Origin of the sequence: Kitasatospora sp. NPDC088783 (assembly GCF_044750705.1) — a bacterium.
Taxonomy (GTDB): domain Bacteria; phylum Actinomycetota; class Actinomycetes; order Streptomycetales; family Streptomycetaceae; genus Kitasatospora; species Kitasatospora fiedleri.
The window spans coordinates 1-20,714 of record NZ_JBIVKJ010000031.1; the positions used below are offsets into that span (position 1 = coordinate 1).

Genomic DNA, 20,714 nt, shown 5'->3' on the forward strand with positions numbered 1-20,714 from the left:
CCAACCCGCGCCCCCCCCCGTCGACATCCCAAAATCATTTTCATTCTTTTACCCGCTGCGGCCCGGGGGGGGGGGGGGGGGCCCCGCGGGCCCGGCCCCCCCCCCCCCCCCCCGCGCCCGTACGCCGCCGCCCCGGCGTCAGGTGCCGGCGTCGGCCCGTTCGACCTGGCTGAGCGGCGCGGCCAGCGACTCCAGGCTGCGGCGTTCGGCCCGGACGCCGAGGAACGCCTCGACCAGGCCCGCGGCCGTCATCAGCGCCGCGCCGATGCAGAACGCCAGCGTCGCGTCGCCGACCTCGCCGCTGCTGACCAGGCCGTTGAAGAGCAGCGGCCCGGAGATGCCGCCCGCCGCCGTGCCGACCGCGTAGAAGAAGGCGATGCACAGCGCCCGGGTCTCCAGCGGGAAGATCTCGCTGACCGTCAGGTAGGCGGCGCTCGCCCCGGCGGAGGCGAAGAACAGCACGACCGTCCAGCAGGCCGTCATGGTGGTGGCGCTCAGCGAGCCGTTGTCGAACAGCCAGGCGGTGCCGAACAGCAGCACGCCCGAGCCGATGTAGCTGCCCGCGATCATCGGTTTGCGGCCGACCGAGTCGAAGAAGTGGCCGAGCAGCACCGGTCCGAGGAAGTTGCCGACCGCGATCACCGCGAAGTAGTAGCCGGTCCGGCCCGCCGGGACGTCGAAGAACTGGGTGAGGATCGCCGCGTACCCGAAGGTGATCGAGTTGTAGAGGAAGGACTGCCCGATGAACAGCGACAGGCCCAGGATCGTGCGGCGCGGGTAGGTGGAGACCAGGGTCCGGGCGATGGTGACGAAGCCGATCGGGCCGCGCTCGCGGATCGTGATCGGCGGCTCGTCCACCGGTGGCAGCGGCTTGCCGGTCTCGCGCTCGACGATCTCCTCGGCCTCGGCGACGATCCGTTCCGCCTCCTCGCCCTGCCCGTGCGTGAACAGCCAGCGCGGGCTCTCCGGGACGTGCCGGCGCACCAGCAGGATGACCAGGCCGAGCACCACGCCGATGCCGAACGCCAGCCGCCAGCCGACGTCGGTGGCGAACAGCGAGGTGTTCAGCAGCAGGATGGAGGCGAACGCGCCGAGCGCGGCGCCGATCCAGAAGCTGCCGTTGACGATCAGGTCGATCCGGCCGCGCACCCGGGCCGGGATCAGTTCGTCGATCGCCGAGTTGATGGCGGCGTACTCGCCGCCGATGCCGAAGCCGGTGAAGAACCGGCAGAGGAAGAAGAACCAGGGCGTCCAGGACAGCGCGGTGATGCCGGTCGCGACCAGGTAGACGGCCAGGGTGAGCATGAACAGCTTCTTCCGGCCCAGCCGGTCGGTCAGCCAGCCGAAGAACAGCGCCCCGGTGCAGGCGCCCGCCACGTAGATCGCGGCGGCGACGGTGGTGACCTGGGCGCTGCTGATCGCGATGCCGCTGCCCGGCTCGGCCAGCCGGGCGGCCAGGTTGCCGACCACGGTGACTTCCAGGCCGTCCAGGATCCAGACGGTGCCCAGGCCGATCAGGATGCGCCAGTGCCAGGGTGACCAGGGGAGCCGGTCCAACCGGCCCGGGACGTCCGTCTCGACGGCTGTCGAGCCGTCCCCGGCGGCGGAAGCGGCGGTGCGGCGGTGCGGTGCGGACATCTTCGACCTCCGTCGTCCGGCCGTGCGCCCGGTGCGTCCGGGCGGGCCAGGGGCGCGTCTGCCCTGGCCCGGCCCCCGGCACACCTCCGTGATCGGCCCGCCCCGATCAGCCCACCCGGGTTGCCCCGGCGGCGCCGATCCGCTCCAGCAGCTCCGGGACGCCGGCCTGTCGGCGGTACGGGCCGAAGGCCGGGGCCAGGCCGCGGACCAGGGCGGCGCAGCGCGGGGAGCCGATCCGGGCGGCCAGGTCGAGGGACTCGGCGGTGGCGGCGAGGGCCTGTTCGACCTCGCCGGTGCGCAGGTGGGTGCGGGCCTGGTAGGCGAGGAAGACGCCGCGGGTCTTGGCCCGGGCGGGCGGGAGCCGGGCGAGCCCCTCGGCGATCCGGGTGCGGGCGGCGGCGGGGTGGCCGAGGTCGAGCAGGCAGCCGCCGGAGTCGACGGCGAGGTCGGCGGGGCCCATCCAGGCGCACCAGGCGGGGGCCGGGTCGGGGGACGGGGTGGCGAGGGCGCGTTCGGCGGCGGCCAGGTCGTGCCGGCAGGCGGCCGGGTCGTGGCGGGCGGCGTGGGCGCGGGCCCGGCGGAGCAGCAGCAGGGCGCGGGCGGTGGGGTGGAGGGTGGTGGTGAGGGCGTAGTCGAGGCGGTCGGCGGCGGCTGCGGGGCGGCCGAGCCAGGTGGCCTGGTAGGCGGCGTCGGCGAGGACCCCGGCGGCGCGTTCGCGGTCGCCGGCGCGGTGGGCGGACTGGAGGGCGAGTTCCCACCGGCGTCCGGCGGCGGGGTGGCGGCCCTGGTCGAAGCGGTACCAGCCGCTGGTGGTGGCGAGGGAGGCGGCCAGCCGGTGCAGCCGCCGACCGGTGGGTTCGTCGTACCGGCCGGTGGCGATCAGGGTCCGGACGGTGGCGAGTTGGGCGTCCAGCAGGCGGGCGGACCGGCCGCGCTGCTCGGCGGGCAGGGCGGCCAGTCCGTGGCCGCCGCTCTCCAGCCAGGCGACGAACTCGGCGTCCACCCGGGTGCCGCCCAGCAGCGTCCCCAGCCGCCCGGGGTCGGCCGTCCCGCCGGGCCCGCCGGGTGCGGCCAGCGCGGCGAGCGAGACCGCGCCGAACCCCACGAAACTGCGACGGTCCACGGCGCCTCCCGGTACGTCTCGGCGTCCGCCCGGCCGGGGGCGCACGGGGTCCTCGCCCCCGCGCCCTGCTCCGACCGGGACGACGAGCGTACTGGCCGCCGGCCCCGCCGGGCACCGGTACCACCGGTATCGACCGCTCCCGACCGTTCCCGCCCCGTATCGACCGGACCTGCCCGGCTCCGTCCCGGCTCCCCCGGGCAGCGCCGCGCCGCCCCGCTGGACGGTGCGGGGCGGCGCGGGGCGCGGTCGGCGCGGATCGGGAAGGGGGATCGGACGGGGGCGGGCGGCGGGGGGTCAGGCGGGGGTGATCCGCCCGCGCCAGCCGCCGTTCTCCACGCCGCGCTCCTCGATGAAGGACTTGAAGCGGTCGAGGTCACCGCTCACCCGCCGGTCGACCATGCCGAGGGCGTCGGCGGCGTGCTCGGCCATGCCCTGGGGGTCGTAGTCCATCGCCAGGCGCACCTCGCAGCGCGTGTCGCCGAGCGGGGTGAAGCTGACCGTGCCCTTCTGCTGGACGTCGCCGCCGACGGTCCGCCAGGCGATCTTCTGGTCGGGCAGCTGGTCGATGATCTCGGTGTCGAACTCCCGGGTCACCCCGGCGATCTTCGTCCGCCAGTGGTTGTGCCGCTCGTCGATCTGGACCACCTGCTCGACGCCGTCCATGAAGTGGGGGAAGTCCTCGAACTGCGTCCACTGGTCGTACGCGGTGTGCAGGGGGACGTCCACCTCGACGGTCTTCTGGACCATGCTCATGCGTGTTCCTCCGTTTCGCGTTTCGGTCGCTTGCGTACGGGTCTGGCAGGCGTCTGACCGGTTCGCCCCGGATCAAACGCTTCCGTCCGGTTCGCCACCGGACGGGCCGCCGGGGGTGTCGAGGACCTCGACGGCGATCGGGCAGGTGTCGTCGTCGGTGTCGGCGGTGCCGGCCGCCAGGGCGCGGTCGAGCAACGGGCGGGGGTCACCCGGGTCACCCCGGCGCACGTGACCACCGCCTCGGCCCCGAGAGCGCGGCACGGCCCCGGCGGGCGGGACCGCTCCTCGCCTCCCCTGTGGCACCGCGTTCAGGGTTCCGCCGGGGGGCGGACGATCTCCAGCCACACCGTCTTCCCGCCGCCCACCGCCGGTTCGCTGCCCCACGCGGCGGCCAGCCGGTCGACCACCCGCAGCCCGTGCCCGCCGGGCCGGGCGGGCTCCGCGGGCGGGCGCAGCACCGGGGGGCGGTCGTCGGCGTCCCGGACGGCGACCCGCAGCAGCGGCCCGTACCTGGACAGTTCCAGCGTGTAGGGCCCGGCGGCGTGCTGGCAGGCGTTGGTCACCAGTTCGCTGGTCATCAGCAGGACGTCCTGGGCGGCGGCCCGGGTGCCCTCGTCCGGCGCCGCCAGCCAGCCCCAGGTCCGCAGCGCGCCGCGGGTGAACTCCCGGCTCCGGGCGACCGCCCCGGGCGCGGCGGCCAGCGGCAGGCACCGCCGCTCCGGCCCGGCCGGGACCGGCCCGGCGGGGGCGGCGGAGTAGGCCGGGTCGGCGGGGTCGGCGGGGTGCGCGGCCATCACGGGGCCCCGGACGGGTCGTCCGCGCCGGACGTACCGGGCTCCGCCGCTCCACCGGGCTCCGCCGGTTCTCCCAGATCCGCCGCGAGGGCGTCCTCGACGGTGGGGTGGACGGCCAGCACCTCGTCCGCGCCGGTGATCTCCAGCAGGCGGCCGACCGCCCGCCCGGGCGCGGCCAGCAGCAGCGGCAGGCCGGTCCGCCGGGCGGCGGCGTGGGCGCGCAGCAGCAGGTTGAGGCCGGTGGAGTCGCAGAACTCGAGGCCGCCGCAGTCCACCACCACCCGCCCGGGCCGGTCGTCGACCGCCTGTTCCAGCGCGTCCAGGAGGGGTTCGACGCTGTCGTGGTCGAGTTCGCCCTCGGGCCGCACCACCAGTGCGCCGGGCGGGTGGCGCAGCACGACGGTGAGCGGGGTGACGGTAAGCGGGACACCGGGGCCCGGGCCGGGCTGTGCGTCCACGTGCGAACACCTCCTGCCGTTCGGCGTCGGCTCCTCGTCCCCCGGGTGGCACGGCCTCGCGGCTACCCGGGCGGCCCGGACCTCAATCAGCCGCGCCGTGCACCGCGCACCCGGCCTCCTCCTCGCCCGGCTCGTCGCACGTGCCGTCGGCGTCCTCCCGGCTCCGCTCCTCGCCCTCCCCGGCCGCGCCCTCCCCGGCCGCGCCCTCGATCTGCGCGCCCTCGATCTGCGCGCGCAGTCCGGCGAGGGTGGCGGAGAGGATCCGGGAGACGTGCATCTGGGAGACGCCGATCTCGGCGGCGATCTCGTTCTGGGTGAGTCCGCCCCAGAACCGCAGCAGCAGGACGGCGCGCTCCCGTTCGGGCAGGCGGCTGATGAACGGCTTGGCCATCACCCGGAGTTCGGCGACCTCCAGTTCGGGGTCGCAGCCGCCGAGCCGGTTGATCAGCGCGCTGCCGCTGTCGTCGGAGTCCTCGTCGCGCAGCGAGTCGAGCGAGTCGCAGCGGCAGAGCCGTCCGGCGTCGATCCCCTCGGCGGCCTCCTCCTCGGTGACGTGCAGCTCCTCGGCGAGTTCGGCGGTGTCGGGCAGCCGGCCGAGGCTCTGTTCGAGCCGGTCGGAGGCGCGGGCGGCGGCCAGGTAGCGCTCCTGCACGCTGCGCGGGACGCGCAGCGGCCACGAGGTGTCGCGGAAGAACCGCTTGATCTCGCCGGAGACGGTGGGGATCGCGTACGTGACGAACTCGACGCCGCGCTCCGGGTCGAAGCCGTCGACGGCCTTGATCAGCCCGACGGTGCCGACCTGGATGATGTCGTCGAGCTCCTCGGGGCGGTGCCGGAACCGGGCGGCGACGAACCGCACCAGCGGCATGTTCAGCTCGATCAGGGTGCCGCGGACGTAGCTGTGGGCGGGGTCCTCGGGGGGCAGTTCGGCCAGTCGGGCGAACAGCGCGTCGCTGAGCCGGCGCGCCTCGTACTTGCCCATCGCCCGCATCTCCCGCCGGGTGGGCCGGTGCATCGGGTCGACCTCGGCCGTCCCTGGTCCGGGGGTGGAGGCGGGGGCGCCGCCGGACGCGGGGGTGCCGCGCAGAGTGGACGTGGTGGTCACGGGGAGTCATCTCCGGGGAACGGTGGGACCCTCCCTGCGCGCGGACTGCGGCGTGCCGGGCTCCGGACGGTGGAAGAACCCCGTCCGGGACTCGGTGGGCCGCACGGCGGCAGGGCGGGCGGAGAACCGTGGAACCCGGCTTCTTCAGGCGACGGCTCCCAGCACGCGGCTCGCGGCTCGCATGCCGTGGGGTGACGGACCCCTGCGGGTCGGCCGCGCCGGGCGGTGCGCCCGGCATGGCGACCTATTCCTACCCCCGTCCGGCCGCCGCGAACCGGATTCCCCCGATTCACCCGCCTTGATCCGGGTATGCGGGCCGGTGAACCGTCCGCGACGAGAGGAGTCCGACCATGCCCGCCGGATCGAGCCCCAAGCGGGAGCGGCAGTACGAGCACATCAAGGAGAGCCAGCTGGAGCGCGGATCGAGCGAGAAGCGCGCCGAGGAGATCGCCGCCCGCACGGTCAACAAGGAGCGCGCCCGGCACGGCGAGAGCCGGACGGCCAGCCGCAGCTCCCTCCACGACGTCTCCTCCGGCCACCGGGGCGGCAAGCGCTCGCACCGCGGAGCCGGCGGTCCGACGTACGACCAGCTGTACAACGAGGCGCGGCAGCGCGGCGTCAAGGGCCGCTCGAAGATGAACAAGGACCAGCTCGCGCACGCCCTGGGGCGGTGACCGCGATGACCATCCCGGTGCCCGCCGACCCGGACGTCCGGCCGCCCGACCCGCCCGACGTCCCGCCCCGGCCGACCGATCCGCCCGGCCCGCTCTCCCCCACCCCGCCGCGCCCGGACCCGGACCCGCCGATCGCCCCGATCCCGCCCGATCCGCAGCCCCCGAACCCCGGTCCCCCCGGCCCCGGCCGCCCCGACCCCCTCCCGGACCCGGAACCGCCGGGCCGCCCCGGGCCCCCGCTCCACCCCGACCCGCAGCCCGAACCCACCCCGCAGCCCAGCCCCCCACCACCGGGCCCGTGACCCCAGGCGCTCCGCCCCGCCCCGCCCTGCCCCACCCGGCAGGGCGGGGCGGTCGTCGTCAGCCCCGAGCCACCGGGGCCGCGTCGGACACCGATCGGCCGTCCTCTTCGAGCCAGTCCTGCCCCACCTCCGCCGGCGCACCCCGTCCGGGGAGTCCAGCCGCCGTTACGGGGTCTAACAGGAGTGACATCTCCTCACGGACAGGTGCGCGGCGCACGGCGCTCCGGGCGCGACACTCCGGGCGGAAAAATCGGTCGCGCCCGGCCGTTCCCCCGGGTACGGTCGCGGGCGGGTCCGCGCCGCGGCGGCCGTGGGGCCGCGGGGGTGCGGACGAATCGTCACATCCCCCCAGCGGAAGCAGGTTCGGTCGATGGCATGTCGGATCAGTGAACTCGTACTCGGTTGCCGGGAGCCCGAGGTCCTGGCGCGGTTCTGGTGCGAGGTGCTGGACTTCGTGGTGCTCGGCCGCGAGGACGACGGCAGCGTCGAGATCGGCCCGCGCGAGGGCTTCGGCGGCGCGCAGCCGACGCTGTTCCTGAGCGCCCGGGCCGAGCCGGAGCCCGGCAAGTCCCGGCTGCACATCGACGTCAACCCGACCGACCGCGACCAGGACGCCGAGCTGGAGCGACTGCTCGCCCTCGGTGCCCGCCCGGCCGACATCGGGCAGACCGGCGAGGAGTCCTGGCACGTCCTCGTGGACCCCGAGGGCAACGAGTTCTGCCTGCTCAAGGCCCGCATCAAGGAGCTCTGACCGCTCCCCGCCGGCCGGCCGGAGTTCCACCGCCCCCGAGCGGCTCGACCCGGCCGGCCCCCGGCCCCGCCGACACCCGCCCCGGCCCGCGCCCGCGTCCGGAAGAACCGCTCAGCGGGACGGCGGCGGCGCACACGAACCACCCGAACAGCGTGGTCGGCAGCAGCCCGATCGGCCGCAGGTGCTCCAGCGGGTGGCGCCACACCCCGGGCAGGGTTGCTCCGCCAGTCGGCGGCCAGCCCCGGGAGGCGTGCACCTCGCCGCAGAGCACCGCGTACCCGTGCGCGCCTGACCCCCCTCGACGAACCCCGCCACGTACCCGGTCCGGCACACCTGCGGCCGACCCGGCCGCGTCCCTTGCGCATACCGCCCCCCCTGAGCCCCGCCTCCCCTCCCCTCTCCCGGGTCTCCGTTCCGGCACGGGCGGCCGGACGACCCGGCGGCGGCGCCGTCGGGCGTGCGGGAGGAACCTGCCGCACCGCACCGTGACCGCCGTGACCGTCCCGGCGGACGCCACCCGCCGCGGCGGGGCTGATTCGGTCCGGGCGCACTGGGCAGACGCCACCGAACCAGGGGCAACCGGGCAACGGACCCCACGGGACGAAGAAGCAACGGAGCTAGCGAAAGGACCTGGACCATGCTGCTGCTCGGACTTCTGCTGTTCGCGGCGTCCGGTGCGTTCGCGGGTCTGCTGATCGCCGACAACCTCGGCGGCGGGCCCGAGACGGGCGTCACCGTGCTCGGCCACCAGATCGCCACCATGAGCACCCTCGGCGCGTTCCTGGCCGGGCTGGCACTCGCGCTGATCTTCTGCGCCGGGCTCGCCCTGATGCGCGGCGGCCTGCACTGGCGCCGCCACCACCGGGCGACTCCCGTGCAGGACACCCCCGTGGCGCTGGACCACACCGCCGAATCGGGTGCCACCAGGGCGGACCTGTCGTCCGCCGACCGGCCCACGACGACGACCCAGCGCCCGCAGGGCCGCCCGCGCCACCGCTTCACGCACTGACGGGGCCACCGCCGCCCGGCGACCCCGCCCCCGTGACCGGACGGAACGGGCGCAGGAAACGACCGCACGAAACGACCGCACGATCGAGGAGGACCGACCCATGAGTGACGCATCCGACCGCATGAAGCACAAGGCCCAGGAGGCCGTCGGCGCGGCGAAGGAGAAGACCGGTGCCGCGACCGGCAACGACCGGCTGGAGAACGAGGGCCGCGGCGACCAGGCCGAGTCCCAGGCGAAGCAGGGCGTCGACAAGGCCAAGGACCGGATCGCCGAAGGCGTGGACAAGGTCAAGGGCGCGTTCAAGCGCTGAGCCCCGCACCCCGGCCGCCGCCCGTCGAGCACCGACGGGCGGCGGCCGATCCGTGTCGACGCTCCGGTGCCCCTCCGCCGGATTCACCGAGGTCAAGTACAGGTCAAGGGCGGTCCAGGCCGAGACAAAGCAGGTGTTCACCCGCCGGTTCGGTGCCGGATTTCCGGCAGTTCGGCCCCCGTCTCCACCCTCCACCGGCACGATGTTCCGCACCCGCTCCGGCACTTGACCGCAGAACCGCCGACCGGGCCGCCAACTCCCTTCCACCAGCGGCTACTTGACGCCTTCGCCCCGCCACCGCGGCCACCGGCGATTTCCGACCGCGTTTTCAGGAAACACCCAGAATCCCCCCGCCGCCGCAATTCCGGGTAGGCTGCGCGGAATTGCGCCGGGCGAAGGGGCCGGACGCGGTGGCACGGGGAGACGAGGGGGAGCTGTGGCCCAGGGGGCGTTCCGGGTGGAGGCCGACGAGCTCGGCCGGGTGTCGAAGGAGCTCGCCGAGGCGAACGGCAGCATGGGGGGCGCGATGCACGCCCTGGGCCGGACTTCGCCGCAGGTGACCGGGCACCGTGAACTGGACGGTGCGTGCGCGGCGTTCGCCGACGACTGGAAGTACGGGCTGAAGCAGCTCAACGAGACGCTGCACGCGATCAGCGAGGGCCTGGACGTGACCGTGCGGGCGTACCGGGAGACCGACGAGACGGTGCGCCGGATGATGGCGGGGGAGGCCGTCTGATGTCGACCCTCCCGTTCCCGGCCTGGGCCGCGTCGACCGACCGCGACGGCTTCGACGCGCTCGGCTTCGACCCGGCGCCCGGCAGCCTGCCCGGCATCGACGAGCTGGTCCGGGACCTCCGGCAGGCCGCGAAGGAGCTGGAGGACGCCCGGAACAGCGTGAACCGGGCGTCCTGCGGCGGCGGGGCCTGGCAGGGCGAGGCGGCGGACGCGTTCTCCGCCCGGATCGCCGAGCTCCCCGGCCGACTCGACGTCGCCCACGCGTCGTTCGACTCGGCGTACACCGCGCTGGCGGGCTGGCGCGACCAGCTCGCCACCCTGCAGCGCACCGCCGCCGACCAGGAGGAGCAGGCCCGGGCGGCGAAGGCCCGCCGCGACCGGGCCGCCGACAATCCGGACCTGAAGCTGGGCGGCCTCTGGTTCCAGGAAGCGGACCAACTCGCCGACGCCGAGGCCAGGTTGCACAAGGCGGACGCCGAACTGCGGGCCGCCGACGCGGACTTCCAGGGAATCGCGGCCCGGGCCGAGGCGCTGCGCGCCGAGCACGACCAACTGGCCCGGCAGGCCGCCCGGGTGGTGGCCCGGGCCGGCGAGCAGGCACCCGACGGACCGGGCTGGTTCGCCAACCTGATGGACACCGTGAAGAAGGTCGCCCAGGCGCACGTCCAGCTCGCCAAGGACGCCGTGGAGTGGGCCAGGTCGCACGCCAACGCGATCGCGGCGGTCGGCGACCTGCTCTCCAACGCGAGCACCCTGGTCGGCCTGGGCTCGATCGCGCTGGCCGGCGCCGGGCTGGTGTTCCCGCCGCTGGAGGTCGGCGCCGCCGCGCTGAACGCGGTCTCCATGGGCCTGTCGGGCGCCGCCCTGGTCACCCACGGCGTGGCCGCGGCGGCGGGGGCGGACGTGCCCCCGCTGAGCTTCGCGGTCGACGTGATGGGCATGGTCCCGGTGATCGGCGAGGTCGGGAAGACCGGCAAGCTCGCCGCCTCGCTGTTCGCCCGGGAGGCGGTCGGCAACGGCGTCGCCCTGGGCGCGACCGGCATCACCCTCGACGGCTGGTCGACGGACGCCGACGGCCTGCGGCAGTTCCTCCCCCGCGACGGCGGCCAGTGGGGCGAACTCCTGCTGGGCGGCCCGCTGCTGGTGGGCCTGGACAACGCCTGGCACGACGGCTCGGAGAAGGACGGGGCCGCCGCCCGGGGCGGTCGTTGACGGTGCGTCAGGAAATCACCCCGACCGGAGCGACCCGATGGATCTGACCCGCACCGCGCTGCTGTTCGACGGGCGCAGGACCGTCGACGAACTGGTCGACTCCTTCACCCTCGACGAGCCCCAGCTGCGCTGGCTCTGCTGGCTCTACGGCTACCGGCTCGAACAGCTGCGGCAGGTCGGCCGCAGCCACCACAAGCGGGTGCGGGCCGTCCTGGACCCGGACCCGGCCGCCCGGGTCCGGGGTGCCTGGATGCGCGCCCCGGACCTGCGGTCCGGCATGCCCGCGCCGGTGCCGTGGACCGGCCCGCACACCGGGGCCCCGGCCGGGTGGACGCCGCCGGGGTGGCCGCCCGGCTGCGGGCCGCTGCGGCCCGCGCCCGACCGGATGCCCCGGGCGACTCCCGAGCAGGTCCGCTCGGAGTACCGCCCGGCGGGCCTGCTGGTGATCGGCGGCGTGCTCGCGGTGGTCGCCCCGGCCCTGGCCGCGAGCGCCCCGGTGGCGGCGGCCGCCCTCGGTGCCGTCGCGCTGGCGTTCCTGCTCGGCTACCTGCCCGCCCGGCGCCACCGCGACCGGTTGGTCGAGGCGGGCGCCGACCGGCGCCCCCCGTACGACCCGCCGCCGGGACCCGGCACCCCGCCGCCTCCCCCGCCCGGCCCCCTGAACCGTGAGGACGACCGTTGACCGGCAGCACCGTGGGAAACACGGAGAACACCGAGAACACCGAGAACGTGAAGAGCAGCGGGAACGTGGAGAGCAGCGGGAGCGTGGAGAGCCCGGGGCGCGCGGAGACCGTGGAGTTCGACGTCCCGCCCGACTTCGTGCCGTTCGAGCCCGCCGACGACGTGGACGACGCCTACGAGCTGGTGCTCGCCCGTCTCGGGTCCGCCGCCGAGGGCCTCCCCCCGGCCCGGCGGCAGGCGCTCACCGAGCTGTACGCGGCCGGGTCCGCCGCGCTGGCCGACGCGGGCGCGATCTGGTCCGGCACCTGCGTCGGCACGATCGGCGACCGGCTGTCGACGGCGACGCTCACCGTCACCGCGCTGGACACCGAGGACCACACCCCGCAGGCCACCGCCGCCGCCGGGCTCGTCGAGGTCCTCACCCCGCCGGCCGCCCGGCGGGCGGCGCGCCCGCTGCTGGTGCGCCGGTTCGACGCCCCCGCCGGACCGGCCGTGATCACCCTCGAACAGCAGCCGGGCTGGCAGCTCGGCGCCGGGGGGAGCGTCCCGCTGCTCTCCGCCAAGGCGTACCTCCCGATGCCGCCCGCCCTCCGGGGCGTGCTGCTGCTCGAACTCGGCACCCCGGACGTCGACAACTGGCCGGAGGTCTACGCCCCGCTGCTGGTCCGGGTCGTCCGCAGCGTCCGCTTCCGGCTGCCGCCGGCCGACCTGCCCTCCCCTCCCCCGCCCGCGCCCGCCGCCGGCGCGGGCGCCGCCGCCCAGCACGACCCGTTCGGCACCCGGCTGAACTGACCGCCCCCGCCGGGTCGCCGGGACCGGTCGGAGACCGGGGGTGTGGGGTGCGGCGGCCCGGGTAGACGGGGGCCCGCACCGGAACGGTTCCGGGCGGAGGAACGGATCGGGAGGAGGCGAAGGGCATGGCAGCGGACGTCGCGGCCGCGCTGTTCGACGTGGACGGCACACTGGTGGACACCACGTACCTGCACACCCTCGCCTGGTGGCAGGCGCTGGCGCAGTTCGGGCACGAGGTGGACGCGGCCCCGATCCACCGGGCCATCGGCATGGGCAGCGACCAGCTGCTCGACCACTTGCTCGGGGACGACCGGGACCGGTCGGAGGACGAGGCGATCGGCGCCGCGCACCTCGCGCTGTACGCCCAGCACTGGCCCGGCCTGCGGGCCTTCCCGGGGGCGGCGGAACTGCTCCGGGAGTGCGCCGGGCGCGGGTGGCGGGTGGTGCTGTCGACCTCCGCGTCGGGCCGGGAACTGGACGTGCTGCGGAAGGTGCTGGACGCCGACGACGCGGTGCACGCGGTGACCGACGCGGACGCGGTGGCCGCCTCGAAACCGGCCCCTGACCTGGTGCGCGCCGCACTGGAACAGGTCGGCGCCCGGGCGGACCGCTCGGTGTTCGTCGGCGACAGCGTGTGGGACGTCGAGGCGGCGAACCGGGCCGGGACCCCGTGCCTCGGGGTGGAGAGCGGCGGTCTCGCCGCCGCGGAACTGCGCGACGCGGGCGCCCTGGAGGTGCACGCCTCGGTGGGCGCACTGCTGGCCGGCCTGGACGACAGCGCGCTGGCCCGCCCCCGGACCGGTGAACGGTGACCGCAGTGCGCACGACGCCCGGCCGGGCCCCGCGGCTCGGCCCGCTGCTGACCCGGTTCCGCTACCGCACCAGGGCGGCGGCCTGGGCGTCGCTGTCCGCCGTGTGCACGCGGCTGGGCGCGGGCGCGGGGGCCGCCGCCGGGGGGCGCCGGGACGGCTGACGAACGGCGGCGGGCCCGCCGCCCGTCCCTGCCGCCCCGGCCCGCCGCCCGTCCCCGCCGCGCCCCGTGCGCCGTTTCGCTCCGGACGGCGGTGGACAGACGCGGCGCATGAACGCCTCTCCCGCCACCACCGCTCCCGGGCCCGCCGGTCCGGCCGTCCGGCGGCGGCGCTACCTGCTGTGCCCGCCCGAGCACTTCGCGGTGGAGTACACGATCAACCCGTGGATGGACCCGGACCGTCCGGTGGACCGGGCGGCGGCGCTGCGGCAGTGGCGGGGGCTGGCGTCGGTGCTGCGCTCCCTCGGCCACCGGGTCGACCTGCTGGCGCCGGAGCCGGGCCTGCCCGACATGGTGTTCACCGCGAACGGGGCGACGGTGGTGGACGGCCGGGTGCTGGTCGCGCGGTTCCGGCACCCGGAGCGCGCGGGCGAGTCGGCGGCGCACCGGCGCTGGTTCGCCGCCGCGCGGTTCCCGCAGGTCCGGACGGCCGTCGAGGTGAACGAGGGCGAGGGCGACCTGCTGGCGGCCGGGCCGCGCATCCTCGCCGCCAGCGGCTTCCGCACCACCACGGCCGCCCACCGGGAGGCCGAGCGGGTGTTCGGACGGCCGGTGGTCTCGCTGCGGCTGACCAACCCGCACTACTACCACCTGGACACCGCGCTGGCCGTCCTGGACGACTCCCGGGTGATGTACTACCCGGACGCGTTCGCCCCGGAGGCCCGCCGCCTGCTGCACCGCCTCTACCCGGACGCGATCCTGGCCGACGCGTCGGACGCCGCCGCGTTCGGCCTGAACGCCATCAGCGACGGCCGCCACGTGGTGCTGCCGGACGGGGCCCGGGGCCTGGCCGAGCAGCTGCGGGCCGCGGGGTTCGTCCCGGTGCCGGTCGACCTCCCGGAGCTGCGGAAGGCCGGCGGCGGGCCCAAGTGCTGTGTCCTGGAACTGCGTTCGGAATGAGGTGCACTCCCGTGCCGACCGATGCCCGTACGACCGCCACCGCCACCGACCCCGTCCTCCCCGCCGCCCGCGGCCCGCTCTCGGCCACCGTCCTCGCCGCGCTGCGCCGCCCCGCGCCCACCGACCTGACGCCGCTGCCGGTGCCGACCGACCTCCCGACGGACCTCCGGAGCGGGGACCCCCGGAGCGAGGACCCCTGGGGCGCGGACCCCTGGGGCGCGGACCCCTGGGGCGAGGACGTCCAACTCGCCCTGTACGTCTGCTACGAGCTGCACTACCGCGGCTTCGCGGACGTCGATCCGGCCTGGGAGTGGTCGCCGCCGCTGCTCGCGCTGCGCGGGCGGCTGGAGCGGGCCTTCCTGGGCGCGCTGCGCCGGGAGGTGGGCGAGCCGCCGCCGCTGGCGGACGTGCTGGCCGGGCTGCTGGTCGAATCCCCGGACGGTGACGGTCCCTCGTACCACCTGCTGTCGGCGGGCACCCGGCAGCAGGCCCGCGAGTACCTGGCGCACCGCTCGCTGTACCACCTGAAGGAGGCCGACCCGCAGATGTGGGCGGTGCCCCGGCTGCCGAACCCGGCGAAGGCGGCCCTGGTCGCGGTGCAGTACGACGAGTACGGGGCGGGGCGGCCGGAGCGGGCGCACGCCGAGCTGTTCGCCGGGATGATGACGGACTTCGGCCTCGACCCGACCTACGGCGCGTACCTGGACGCGGTGCCCGCGCCCGCGCTGGCCGTCGTCAACACGATGTCGCTGTTCGGCCTGCACCGGTCCCTGCGGGCCGCGCTGGTCGGGCAGTTCGCGGCCGTGGAGATCACCTCCCCGCCGGGCTCGGCCCGGCTCGCCGAGGCGTTCGAACGTCTCGGCGCCACCCCGCGCGGGACGCTCTTCTACCGGGAGCACGTCCTCGCCGACGCCGTCCACGAACAGCTGGTCCGGCACACCGTGATCGAGCCGCTGCTCACCCTGCCCGACTGCCCCGCGCCCGAGATCGCCTTCGGCGCACTGGCCTACGCCCGGGCCGAGGACCGGCTCGCCGACCACCTGATGACCGCCTGGCGCTCCGGCCCCGAGTCCGGCACCGGCACCGGCTCCTCGCTGCGCGTCCCCCTGCCCGAACCCGCACCCGAGCCCCGCCCGGACCTGCGGCCGGAAGGAACCCGTCGATGACCGCGTCCACCGACCCGCCGAGCCGGACGCCGGAGGGCTTCGAGGCGTTCCCGCACCCGCTCGACCGGTCCGGGTACGTGGTCACCGCCGGGGCCGCCGGCACCCGGGTCGGCGGCCCGGTCGGTCCCGGCTCCCCGTGCCCGCCCCACCCGCCGCGCTTCGCCGGGCACCCGCTGCCGCCGGACGGCGCGGGAACGGCCCCGGCCGCGACCACTCCTGCCGTCACACCCGCCCCGGCCCTCCGCGACGCGGCCGGTCCCGTCCCGGGGCACCCGGCGTGAGCGCCGCACCGGCCGACCCCCGGCCGCCGCTGCTGCGCTTCGGCGTCGAGGAGGAGTTCCTGCTGGTCGACCCGGGCAGCCGGGTGACCGTGCCCGCCGCCGAGGCGGTGGTCGCGGACGCCGCCCGCTCCCTCGGGCCGCGCGCCCAGCACGAGTTCCTGGCCACCCAGGTGGAGGGCTGCACCCGCCCGGTCCGCACCGCCGCCGAACTGCGCGCCGAACTGGCCGACACCCGGGGCGTGTTGCTGTCCGCCGCCGACCGGGCCGGCTGCCGGCTCGCCGCCACCGGCACCGCCGTGCTGCCCAGCCGCCACCCGCTGCCCGTCACCCCGCTGCCCCGCTACCTGCGGCTGGCCGACCGGATCGACGGCGTCGCCGACCAGATCGGCGCCGAACTGTGCGGCTGCCACGTCCACCTGGGCGACCTGACGCTCCGTCAGGCACTCTTCCTGAACGCCAGGTTGCGCGACTGGCTGCCGCTGTTCCAGGCGTTCTGCGCCAACTCCCCGTTCTGCGAGGGGATCGACCGGGGCACCGCCGCCCTGCGGCCCGAACGGCACGCCAGTTGGCCGACCGTCGGCCCGGCGCCCGTCCTGGACGAACCCGGCTACCGCACCGCCCTGGACCGGCTGATCGCGGACGGGGTGATCCTCGACCGCCGGATGCTGTACTGGTACGCCCGGCCGTCCGAGCACCTGCCCACCCTGGAGGTGCGGATCGCCGACAGCAACGCCGACCTGGACACCGTCCTGCTGCTCGCCGTCCTGCTGCGCGCCCTCGCCCACACCCTGCTCGACCCGCGGACCAGGGTCCGGCCGCTGCCCGACGGCCCGCTGCGGCCGGCCCACCGCCGCGCCGCGGCCGACGCCCTCGACGCCCGGCTGCCCGACCCGCTCACCGGCGCGCTCCGGCCCGCCCGCCGACTGCTGCCCGCACTGGTCGAGTTCACCACCCCCGCGCTGCTGCGCACGGACGACCTCGGGCTCGCCCGGCAGCTGACCGCCCGGCTGCTGGCCACCGGTTGCGGCGCCGACCGGCAGCGCGCCGCCCTCGCCCGGCACGGCCGCCTCACCGCCGTCGTCGACGACCTCGCCCGGCGCACCGCCGCGACCGCCGCGACCAGCGGCACCGCCACCGTCCCGCACTGAACCGCAGCGCCGCCCGCCCCGTCCCCGTCCCCGTCCCCGAGGTGTCGCCCCCGGCCGGTCGGGCATACGCGGACGCATGCTGCTGCTACGACCGCCCGGCGTGTACCCCGCCCAGGGGGACACCGCCCTGCTGCTGGACGTGCTCGGCCGGGAACCGCTGCGGCCCGGCGCCCGGTGCCTGGACATCGGCACCGGCTCCGGCGCGCTCGCCCTGGCCGCCGCCCGGCGCGGCTGCCGGGTGACCGCCGTGGACCTGTCGCGGCTCTCGCTCGCCACCGCCTGGCTCAACGCCCACCTGCACGGCCTCCCGCTGCGCGTGCGGCACCGCGACCTCACCGCGCCCGCCCCGGGCGACCGGTACGACCTGGTGCTGAGCAACCCCCCGTACGTGCCCGCGCCGCGCCCCGGACCGCCGCCGCCCGGCCCCGCCCGGGCCTGGGACGCCGGGCCGGACGGGCGCCTGCTGCTGGACCGGCTGTGCCGCCGGGTGCCCGCGCTGCTCGCCCCGGGCGGGGTGCTGCTGCTCGTGCAGTCCTCGCTGGCCCGGCCCGAGGCCACGGTGCGGCAGTTGCGCGCCGCCGGCCTGCGGACCGCGGTCGCCGCCCGGCGGCGGCAGGAGTTCGGCCCGGTGATGACCGCCCGCGCGCCGTGGTTCGAACAGATCGGGCTGATCGAACCCGGCGTCCGCACCGAGGAGTTGGTGGTGATCCGCGGTGTCCGCGACTGAACCGTCCCCCGCCGCCGGACCGCCCCCGCCCCGGGTCCGGCTGACCGAACGCGGCCCGCTGCTGATCGACGGCCCGGTGGAGCTGCTCCTCCCGGACGGCACCGTCCTGCCCTGCGACCGCCCGGTCGTCGCGGTCTGCACCTGCCGCCGCAGCCGCCGCTACCCGCTGTGCGACACCAGCCACCGCCGTCGCGGCCGCGGCGCGGCTCCGTTTCCCCCCGACAGCCCCGGGCAGACGCCCGGATGAACACCGCACGTGGACGTACGACGCAAGCGCAGGAGGAGGTGGACGCCGTGGAGCGACTCAGCGTTCCGGTGATTTGCGGACTGTCCGGCGGCCTGGCCATTCCGGCCCTCCAGGTGGTCGAACTGCTGCGGGCGCTGCCCGGGGAGTGGGAGGAGTGGGCGGCCCGCGAGGACAGCTGGCTCGACCCGGCGACCACCGGTGCCCTCGCCGACCTGGTCCGCCAGCTCGCCGACCAGATCGACCTCGCCTGCATCGAGATCGCCAGCGACGAGGAGTGACCCCGGAACGTGTACGCCGCAGGTGCACCTGCGGCGTACACCCCTGCCCGGCGCCGCGGACCGCACCCGGGGGTTCACCCCCGGTGCGCGCCCGGGCGGCGGCGGACGGCGAGCAGGCAGATGTCGTCGAAGGGGTTGGGCGCGCCGAAGCGGCGCAGCAGGTGGTCGAGCAGTTCGGCCGGGTCCGGGTCGGCCCGGTAGTCGGCGCAAGCGTGCAGCAGTCGGCCGACACCACTGTCCAGGTCGGCCCCGGCACCGTACCCGGTACCGCCCCCGGCCCGGTCCCCGCTCTCGGCGCCGCCCCGGCGGCCGGCTCCGCGCCGCTCGATCAGGCCGTCGGTGTAGAGCAGCAGGGTGTCGCCGGGGGCGAGGTGGAGTTCGGCGGTGGGGCGGTGGGCGCCGGGGGTGACGCCGAGGACCAGGCCGGGGGGCGGGTCGAGGCTGCGGGCGGTGCCGTCGCGGAGCAGGACGGGGGGCAGGTGGCCGGCCCGGGCCCAGGCGAGGTGGCCGGTGCGGGGGTCGAGGCGGGCGACGGTGACGGCGGCGATGTGGTCGGCGCGCTGGTGGCAGAGCATCCGGTCGAGCCGGTCGAGGATCTGCCCGGGCGGGGCGCCGTCGTAGGCGATCCCCCGCAGCGCGTACCGGAGTTGGGACATCGCGACGGCGGCGGTCAGGCCGTGCCCGGAGACGTCGCCGATGGCGAGCAGGACGGTGCCGTCGGGCAGGTCGAGCAGGTCGTACCAGTCACCGCCGACCTTGCGTTCGCGTTCGGCGGGCAGGTAGCGGCCGGCGCTGTCGAGCCCGCGGACCGGGCGGCCGGCCGGGGCGCGCATCAGGGCCTGCTGGAGGGCGTGGACGGCGCGCTGCTCGTCGCCGGTGCGGCGGCGCTGGTCCGCGAGGCGGTCGCGGGTGTCGCTGAGGGCCTGTTCGGCGCGCCGCCACGGGGTGACGTCCTGGACGACGCCGCTGAGGGCGAGCAGGCGGCCGTCGTCGGCGACGGCGGCCTCGCCGAGGGCGCGCAGGTTGCGGTAGCCGTCGGCGGCGCGGACGGCGAAGTCGACGGTGACGGGGGTGCGGCCGTCCAGCAGGGCCAGGGCGGCGGCGCGGACGGGCTCGCGGTCGGCGGGGGCGATCGCGTCGAGGGCGGTGCGCGGGTCGAGGAGGTCGGTTCCGGCGGGGGTGCCGAACAGCTGCGGGACGCCGTCCGAGCAGGAGATCCGACGCTCGCCGGGGCGCCACTCCCAGGTGCCGACCCGGGCCAGCCGGCCGGCCTGGGCGAGTTGGGCGATCCGCCGGTCGCGTTCGTCGTGGGCCCGCCAGGTGAGCAGCAGGCCGTCCTGGAACGGAGTGGCGCACACCGTCATCGCGCTGGCCCGGGGGCTGCCCGCGACCGTCTCGACGTACCGTTCCGCCTCGCCCCGGTAGGGGATGCCGTCGGCGGCGGCGGTGCGCAGGCGGTCGAACGTCCCGGAGGCGACCGTGCCGGGGTACAGCTCGGTCAGCCGGCGTCCGCGCAGCTCGGCGGCGGACCGTCCGGCCAGGTCGACGGTGGGCGCGTTGGCGTACTCGACCCGCAGGTCGGCGACCTTCCCGTCCTGGCCGCGGACGGCGCGCAGCACCAGCACCGGGTCCAGCAGGCCGTCCAGGACGGCCCGGAACCACGGAGCGTACACCGGGTCGAGCACCTCGGACGGCGCCTCGGGCAGCAGCGCCACGGGCAGCCGCAGCAGCGTGTCGGCGGCCAGGTCGGCGAGCGCGGCCAGGTGGGCCTCGGCGGCCGGGGTGGGGCGGTAGCGCTCCGGCCAGCCGATCTTGAGCGCGCCGAGCAGCCGCCCGCCGGCGTGCAGCGGGAGGGCGCAGACGGTGGTGCCGGGGACCAGGTCGTCGCCGTCCTGCTCGGGGTAGCGGGCCGCGAACTCGCGCCGGTCGGTCACCCACACCGGCCGGGCGGTGCGGACGGCCTCGGTGAGCGGCACCCGGGTGCGCGGCGGGATCCGCTGCCACTGGCTGAGCTGCCGGGACGACACGCCGTGCGCGCCGACCAGCCGCAGCGCGCCGTCCGGTTCGCACACGGCGAGGACGAGCGCCTGGGCGCCGAGCGGGTCGAGGGCGGCCCGGTGCAGGCGTTCGGCCAGCTCGTCGGGGTCGGTGGCGGTGGTGAGCGCGGCGGCGGCCAGGTGGAAGCGGGTGGCCAGCCCGTCCTCGGTCTCCGGCTCCCCTCCGGCCCGGCCCTCGTCCCCGCCCCTCCCCTTGCTCCTGCCCCCGGGCCGTGCCGGTGCGGCGGGCGGTTCGGCAGCACCGAGGGGGTCCACGGCGGGGGTCTCGCGCGGGGTCGGGGGCGGGGCGGCGGTGGCGACCAGGTCGGCGGCGAGCTGCGCCAGCTTGCGGTTCTCGTCCTGGGAGCGGCGCACCAGGGCGTCGAACGCCTGGTCGGGCGTGCAGCCGAGCCGTTCGACCAGCACGCCCTTGGCCTGCTCGATCACCGCCCGGGTGCGCATCGCGGTGCGCAGCCCCTCCAGTTCGGTGCGCAGCCGGTCGACCGTGGCCTCCAGCCCGGACTTCTCGCCGTCCACCGTGCCTCACCACCTCCGCCGCCCGAC

General features: G+C 76.5%; 26 protein-coding genes. 18 read left to right on the forward strand and 8 right to left on the reverse strand.

Translation table 11 applies throughout. The features are described 5' to 3' along the window. Nucleotides 1-138: 138 nt before the first annotated feature. The 7 genes from ACIP60_RS37470 to ACIP60_RS37500 all read right to left on the reverse strand — a co-directional run bounded on the left by ACIP60_RS37470 (nucleotide 139) and on the right by ACIP60_RS37500 (nucleotide 5,871). The gene (locus ACIP60_RS37470) at nucleotides 139-1,638 is read right to left on the reverse strand and encodes an MFS transporter (RefSeq protein ID WP_400693879.1); all 1,500 of its coding nucleotides are present in this window, start codon (nucleotides 1,636-1,638) and stop codon (nucleotides 139-141) included. A 106-nt stretch (nucleotides 1,639-1,744) separates the two neighbouring features. Then, a complete protein-coding gene (locus ACIP60_RS37475) occupies nucleotides 1,745-2,761 on the reverse strand; it encodes an XRE family transcriptional regulator (RefSeq protein ID WP_400693882.1) in 1,017 nt (338 codons plus the stop codon). A 294-nt stretch (nucleotides 2,762-3,055) separates the two neighbouring features. Beyond that, nucleotides 3,056-3,514, reverse strand: a complete 459-nt coding sequence (locus ACIP60_RS37480) for an SRPBCC family protein (protein WP_400693885.1) — start codon at nucleotides 3,512-3,514, stop codon at nucleotides 3,056-3,058. A 72-nt stretch (nucleotides 3,515-3,586) separates the two neighbouring features. Further along, nucleotides 3,587-3,709, reverse strand: a complete 123-nt coding sequence (locus ACIP60_RS37485) for a hypothetical protein (protein WP_400693888.1) — start codon at nucleotides 3,707-3,709, stop codon at nucleotides 3,587-3,589. Between the two features lie 113 nt (nucleotides 3,710-3,822). Further along, nucleotides 3,823-4,308, reverse strand: coding sequence for an ATP-binding protein (locus tag ACIP60_RS37490; RefSeq protein WP_400693891.1), 486 nt, complete (start codon nucleotides 4,306-4,308; stop codon nucleotides 3,823-3,825). Then, entirely contained in the window at nucleotides 4,308-4,766 is a 459-nt protein-coding gene (locus ACIP60_RS37495) for an STAS domain-containing protein (protein WP_400693894.1), read from the reverse strand. The genes ACIP60_RS37490 and ACIP60_RS37495 overlap by 1 nt, the downstream gene beginning before the upstream one ends. Before the next feature lie 82 nt (nucleotides 4,767-4,848). Continuing rightward, nucleotides 4,849-5,871, reverse strand: a complete 1,023-nt coding sequence (locus ACIP60_RS37500; RefSeq protein ID WP_400693897.1) for a SigB/SigF/SigG family RNA polymerase sigma factor — start codon at nucleotides 5,869-5,871, stop codon at nucleotides 4,849-4,851. Between the two features lie 350 nt (nucleotides 5,872-6,221). On the opposite strand from ACIP60_RS37500, the gene ACIP60_RS37505 reads away from it, so the two are divergent. The 18 genes from ACIP60_RS37505 to ACIP60_RS37590 all read left to right on the forward strand — a co-directional run bounded on the left by ACIP60_RS37505 (nucleotide 6,222) and on the right by ACIP60_RS37590 (nucleotide 18,114). Then, nucleotides 6,222-6,545, forward strand: a complete 324-nt coding sequence (locus ACIP60_RS37505) for a plasmid stabilization protein (RefSeq protein WP_100834857.1) — start codon at nucleotides 6,222-6,224, stop codon at nucleotides 6,543-6,545. Nucleotides 6,546-6,550: 5 nt separating this feature from the next. Further along, nucleotides 6,551-6,847: a hypothetical protein gene (locus ACIP60_RS37510; RefSeq protein ID WP_400693901.1), complete on the forward strand. Its 297-nt coding sequence runs from the start codon at nucleotides 6,551-6,553 to the stop codon at nucleotides 6,845-6,847. Between the two features lie 370 nt (nucleotides 6,848-7,217). Next, on the forward strand, nucleotides 7,218-7,598 hold the full coding sequence (locus ACIP60_RS37515) for a VOC family protein (RefSeq protein ID WP_282204734.1): 381 nt from the start codon (nucleotides 7,218-7,220) through the stop codon (nucleotides 7,596-7,598). A gap of 637 nt (nucleotides 7,599-8,235) precedes the next feature. Beyond that, nucleotides 8,236-8,607, forward strand: a complete 372-nt coding sequence (locus tag ACIP60_RS37520) for a hypothetical protein (RefSeq protein ID WP_400693905.1) — start codon at nucleotides 8,236-8,238, stop codon at nucleotides 8,605-8,607. Between the two features lie 100 nt (nucleotides 8,608-8,707). Continuing rightward, a complete protein-coding gene (locus ACIP60_RS37525; RefSeq protein ID WP_282204736.1) occupies nucleotides 8,708-8,917 on the forward strand; it encodes a CsbD family protein in 210 nt (69 codons plus the stop codon). Between the two features lie 436 nt (nucleotides 8,918-9,353). Continuing rightward, the gene (locus tag ACIP60_RS37530; protein WP_400693909.1) at nucleotides 9,354-9,653 is read left to right on the forward strand and encodes a WXG100 family type VII secretion target; all 300 of its coding nucleotides are present in this window, start codon (nucleotides 9,354-9,356) and stop codon (nucleotides 9,651-9,653) included. After that, nucleotides 9,653-10,864 (forward strand): hypothetical protein, encoded by a 1,212-nt coding sequence (locus ACIP60_RS37535; protein WP_400693912.1) that lies wholly within the window; start codon nucleotides 9,653-9,655, stop codon nucleotides 10,862-10,864. The genes ACIP60_RS37530 and ACIP60_RS37535 overlap by 1 nt, the downstream gene beginning before the upstream one ends. A 37-nt stretch (nucleotides 10,865-10,901) precedes the next feature. Beyond that, entirely contained in the window at nucleotides 10,902-11,546 is a 645-nt protein-coding gene (locus tag ACIP60_RS37540; RefSeq protein WP_400693916.1) for a hypothetical protein, read from the forward strand. Further along, entirely contained in the window at nucleotides 11,543-12,337 is a 795-nt protein-coding gene (locus ACIP60_RS37545) for a hypothetical protein (RefSeq protein ID WP_400693918.1), read from the forward strand. The genes ACIP60_RS37540 and ACIP60_RS37545 overlap by 4 nt, the downstream gene beginning before the upstream one ends. 125 nt (nucleotides 12,338-12,462) lie before the next feature. Beyond that, nucleotides 12,463-13,149 carry an HAD family hydrolase gene (locus tag ACIP60_RS37550; RefSeq protein WP_400693921.1) on the forward strand — a complete coding sequence of 229 codons (687 nt, stop codon included), beginning with the start codon at nucleotides 12,463-12,465 and terminating at the stop codon, nucleotides 13,147-13,149. 5 nt (nucleotides 13,150-13,154) lie between these two features. Beyond that, nucleotides 13,155-13,310: a hypothetical protein gene (locus tag ACIP60_RS37555; RefSeq protein WP_400693924.1), complete on the forward strand. Its 156-nt coding sequence runs from the start codon at nucleotides 13,155-13,157 to the stop codon at nucleotides 13,308-13,310. Between the two features lie 108 nt (nucleotides 13,311-13,418). Next, on the forward strand, nucleotides 13,419-14,267 hold the full coding sequence (ddaH, locus tag ACIP60_RS37560; protein ID WP_400693927.1) for a dimethylargininase: 849 nt from the start codon (nucleotides 13,419-13,421) through the stop codon (nucleotides 14,265-14,267). Beyond that, complete coding sequence (locus ACIP60_RS37565) at nucleotides 14,264-15,433, forward strand: iron-containing redox enzyme family protein (RefSeq protein ID WP_400693930.1); 1,170 nt, start codon at nucleotides 14,264-14,266, stop codon at nucleotides 15,431-15,433. The genes ddaH and ACIP60_RS37565 overlap by 4 nt, the downstream gene beginning before the upstream one ends. After that, complete coding sequence (locus ACIP60_RS37570; protein WP_400693933.1) at nucleotides 15,430-15,714, forward strand: hypothetical protein; 285 nt, start codon at nucleotides 15,430-15,432, stop codon at nucleotides 15,712-15,714. The genes ACIP60_RS37565 and ACIP60_RS37570 overlap by 4 nt, the downstream gene beginning before the upstream one ends. Next, nucleotides 15,711-16,862, forward strand: a complete 1,152-nt coding sequence (locus tag ACIP60_RS37575) for a YbdK family carboxylate-amine ligase (RefSeq protein WP_400693935.1) — start codon at nucleotides 15,711-15,713, stop codon at nucleotides 16,860-16,862. The genes ACIP60_RS37570 and ACIP60_RS37575 overlap by 4 nt, the downstream gene beginning before the upstream one ends. Before the next feature lie 76 nt (nucleotides 16,863-16,938). Beyond that, nucleotides 16,939-17,589 (forward strand): HemK2/MTQ2 family protein methyltransferase, encoded by a 651-nt coding sequence (locus ACIP60_RS37580; protein ID WP_400693938.1) that lies wholly within the window; start codon nucleotides 16,939-16,941, stop codon nucleotides 17,587-17,589. After that, nucleotides 17,576-17,836 (forward strand): CDGSH iron-sulfur domain-containing protein, encoded by a 261-nt coding sequence (locus ACIP60_RS37585; protein ID WP_400693941.1) that lies wholly within the window; start codon nucleotides 17,576-17,578, stop codon nucleotides 17,834-17,836. The genes ACIP60_RS37580 and ACIP60_RS37585 overlap by 14 nt, the downstream gene beginning before the upstream one ends. A gap of 47 nt (nucleotides 17,837-17,883) precedes the next feature. Next, nucleotides 17,884-18,114: a DUF6213 family protein gene (locus tag ACIP60_RS37590; RefSeq protein WP_400693944.1), complete on the forward strand. Its 231-nt coding sequence runs from the start codon at nucleotides 17,884-17,886 to the stop codon at nucleotides 18,112-18,114. Between the two features lie 74 nt (nucleotides 18,115-18,188). Here ACIP60_RS37590 and ACIP60_RS37595 read toward each other — a convergent pair whose 3' ends face one another. Beyond that, on the reverse strand, nucleotides 18,189-20,687 hold the full coding sequence (locus ACIP60_RS37595) for a SpoIIE family protein phosphatase (RefSeq protein ID WP_400693946.1): 2,499 nt from the start codon (nucleotides 20,685-20,687) through the stop codon (nucleotides 18,189-18,191). Nucleotides 20,688-20,714 lie beyond the last annotated feature (27 nt).

Bases quoted from the DNA above. Each gene is read 5' to 3' on its own strand.
- ACIP60_RS37520 (WP_400693905.1), top strand. From the start codon at position 8,236: ATGCTGCTGCTCGGACTTCTGCTGTTCGCGGCGTCCGGTGCGTTCGCG.
- ACIP60_RS37550 (WP_400693921.1), top strand. From the start codon at position 12,463: ATGGCAGCGGACGTCGCGGCCGCGCTGTTCGACGTGGACGGCACACTG.
- ACIP60_RS37505 (WP_100834857.1), top strand. From the start codon at position 6,222: ATGCCCGCCGGATCGAGCCCCAAGCGGGAGCGGCAGTACGAGCACATC.
- ACIP60_RS37470 (WP_400693879.1), bottom strand. From the start codon at position 1,638: ATGTCCGCACCGCACCGCCGCACCGCCGCTTCCGCCGCCGGGGACGGC.
- ACIP60_RS37480 (WP_400693885.1), bottom strand. From the start codon at position 3,514: ATGAGCATGGTCCAGAAGACCGTCGAGGTGGACGTCCCCCTGCACACC.
- ACIP60_RS37515 (WP_282204734.1), top strand. From the start codon at position 7,218: ATGGCATGTCGGATCAGTGAACTCGTACTCGGTTGCCGGGAGCCCGAG.
- ACIP60_RS37540 (WP_400693916.1), top strand. From the start codon at position 10,902: ATGGATCTGACCCGCACCGCGCTGCTGTTCGACGGGCGCAGGACCGTC.
- ACIP60_RS37535 (WP_400693912.1), top strand. From the start codon at position 9,653: ATGTCGACCCTCCCGTTCCCGGCCTGGGCCGCGTCGACCGACCGCGAC.
- ACIP60_RS37490 (WP_400693891.1), bottom strand. From the start codon at position 4,308: ATGGCCGCGCACCCCGCCGACCCCGCCGACCCGGCCTACTCCGCCGCC.
- ACIP60_RS37525 (WP_282204736.1), top strand. From the start codon at position 8,708: ATGAGTGACGCATCCGACCGCATGAAGCACAAGGCCCAGGAGGCCGTC.
- ACIP60_RS37565 (WP_400693930.1), top strand. From the start codon at position 14,264: ATGAGGTGCACTCCCGTGCCGACCGATGCCCGTACGACCGCCACCGCC.
- ACIP60_RS37570 (WP_400693933.1), top strand. From the start codon at position 15,430: ATGACCGCGTCCACCGACCCGCCGAGCCGGACGCCGGAGGGCTTCGAG.
- ddaH (WP_400693927.1), top strand. From the start codon at position 13,419: ATGAACGCCTCTCCCGCCACCACCGCTCCCGGGCCCGCCGGTCCGGCC.
- ACIP60_RS37580 (WP_400693938.1), top strand. From the start codon at position 16,939: ATGCTGCTGCTACGACCGCCCGGCGTGTACCCCGCCCAGGGGGACACC.
- ACIP60_RS37510 (WP_400693901.1), top strand. From the start codon at position 6,551: ATGACCATCCCGGTGCCCGCCGACCCGGACGTCCGGCCGCCCGACCCG.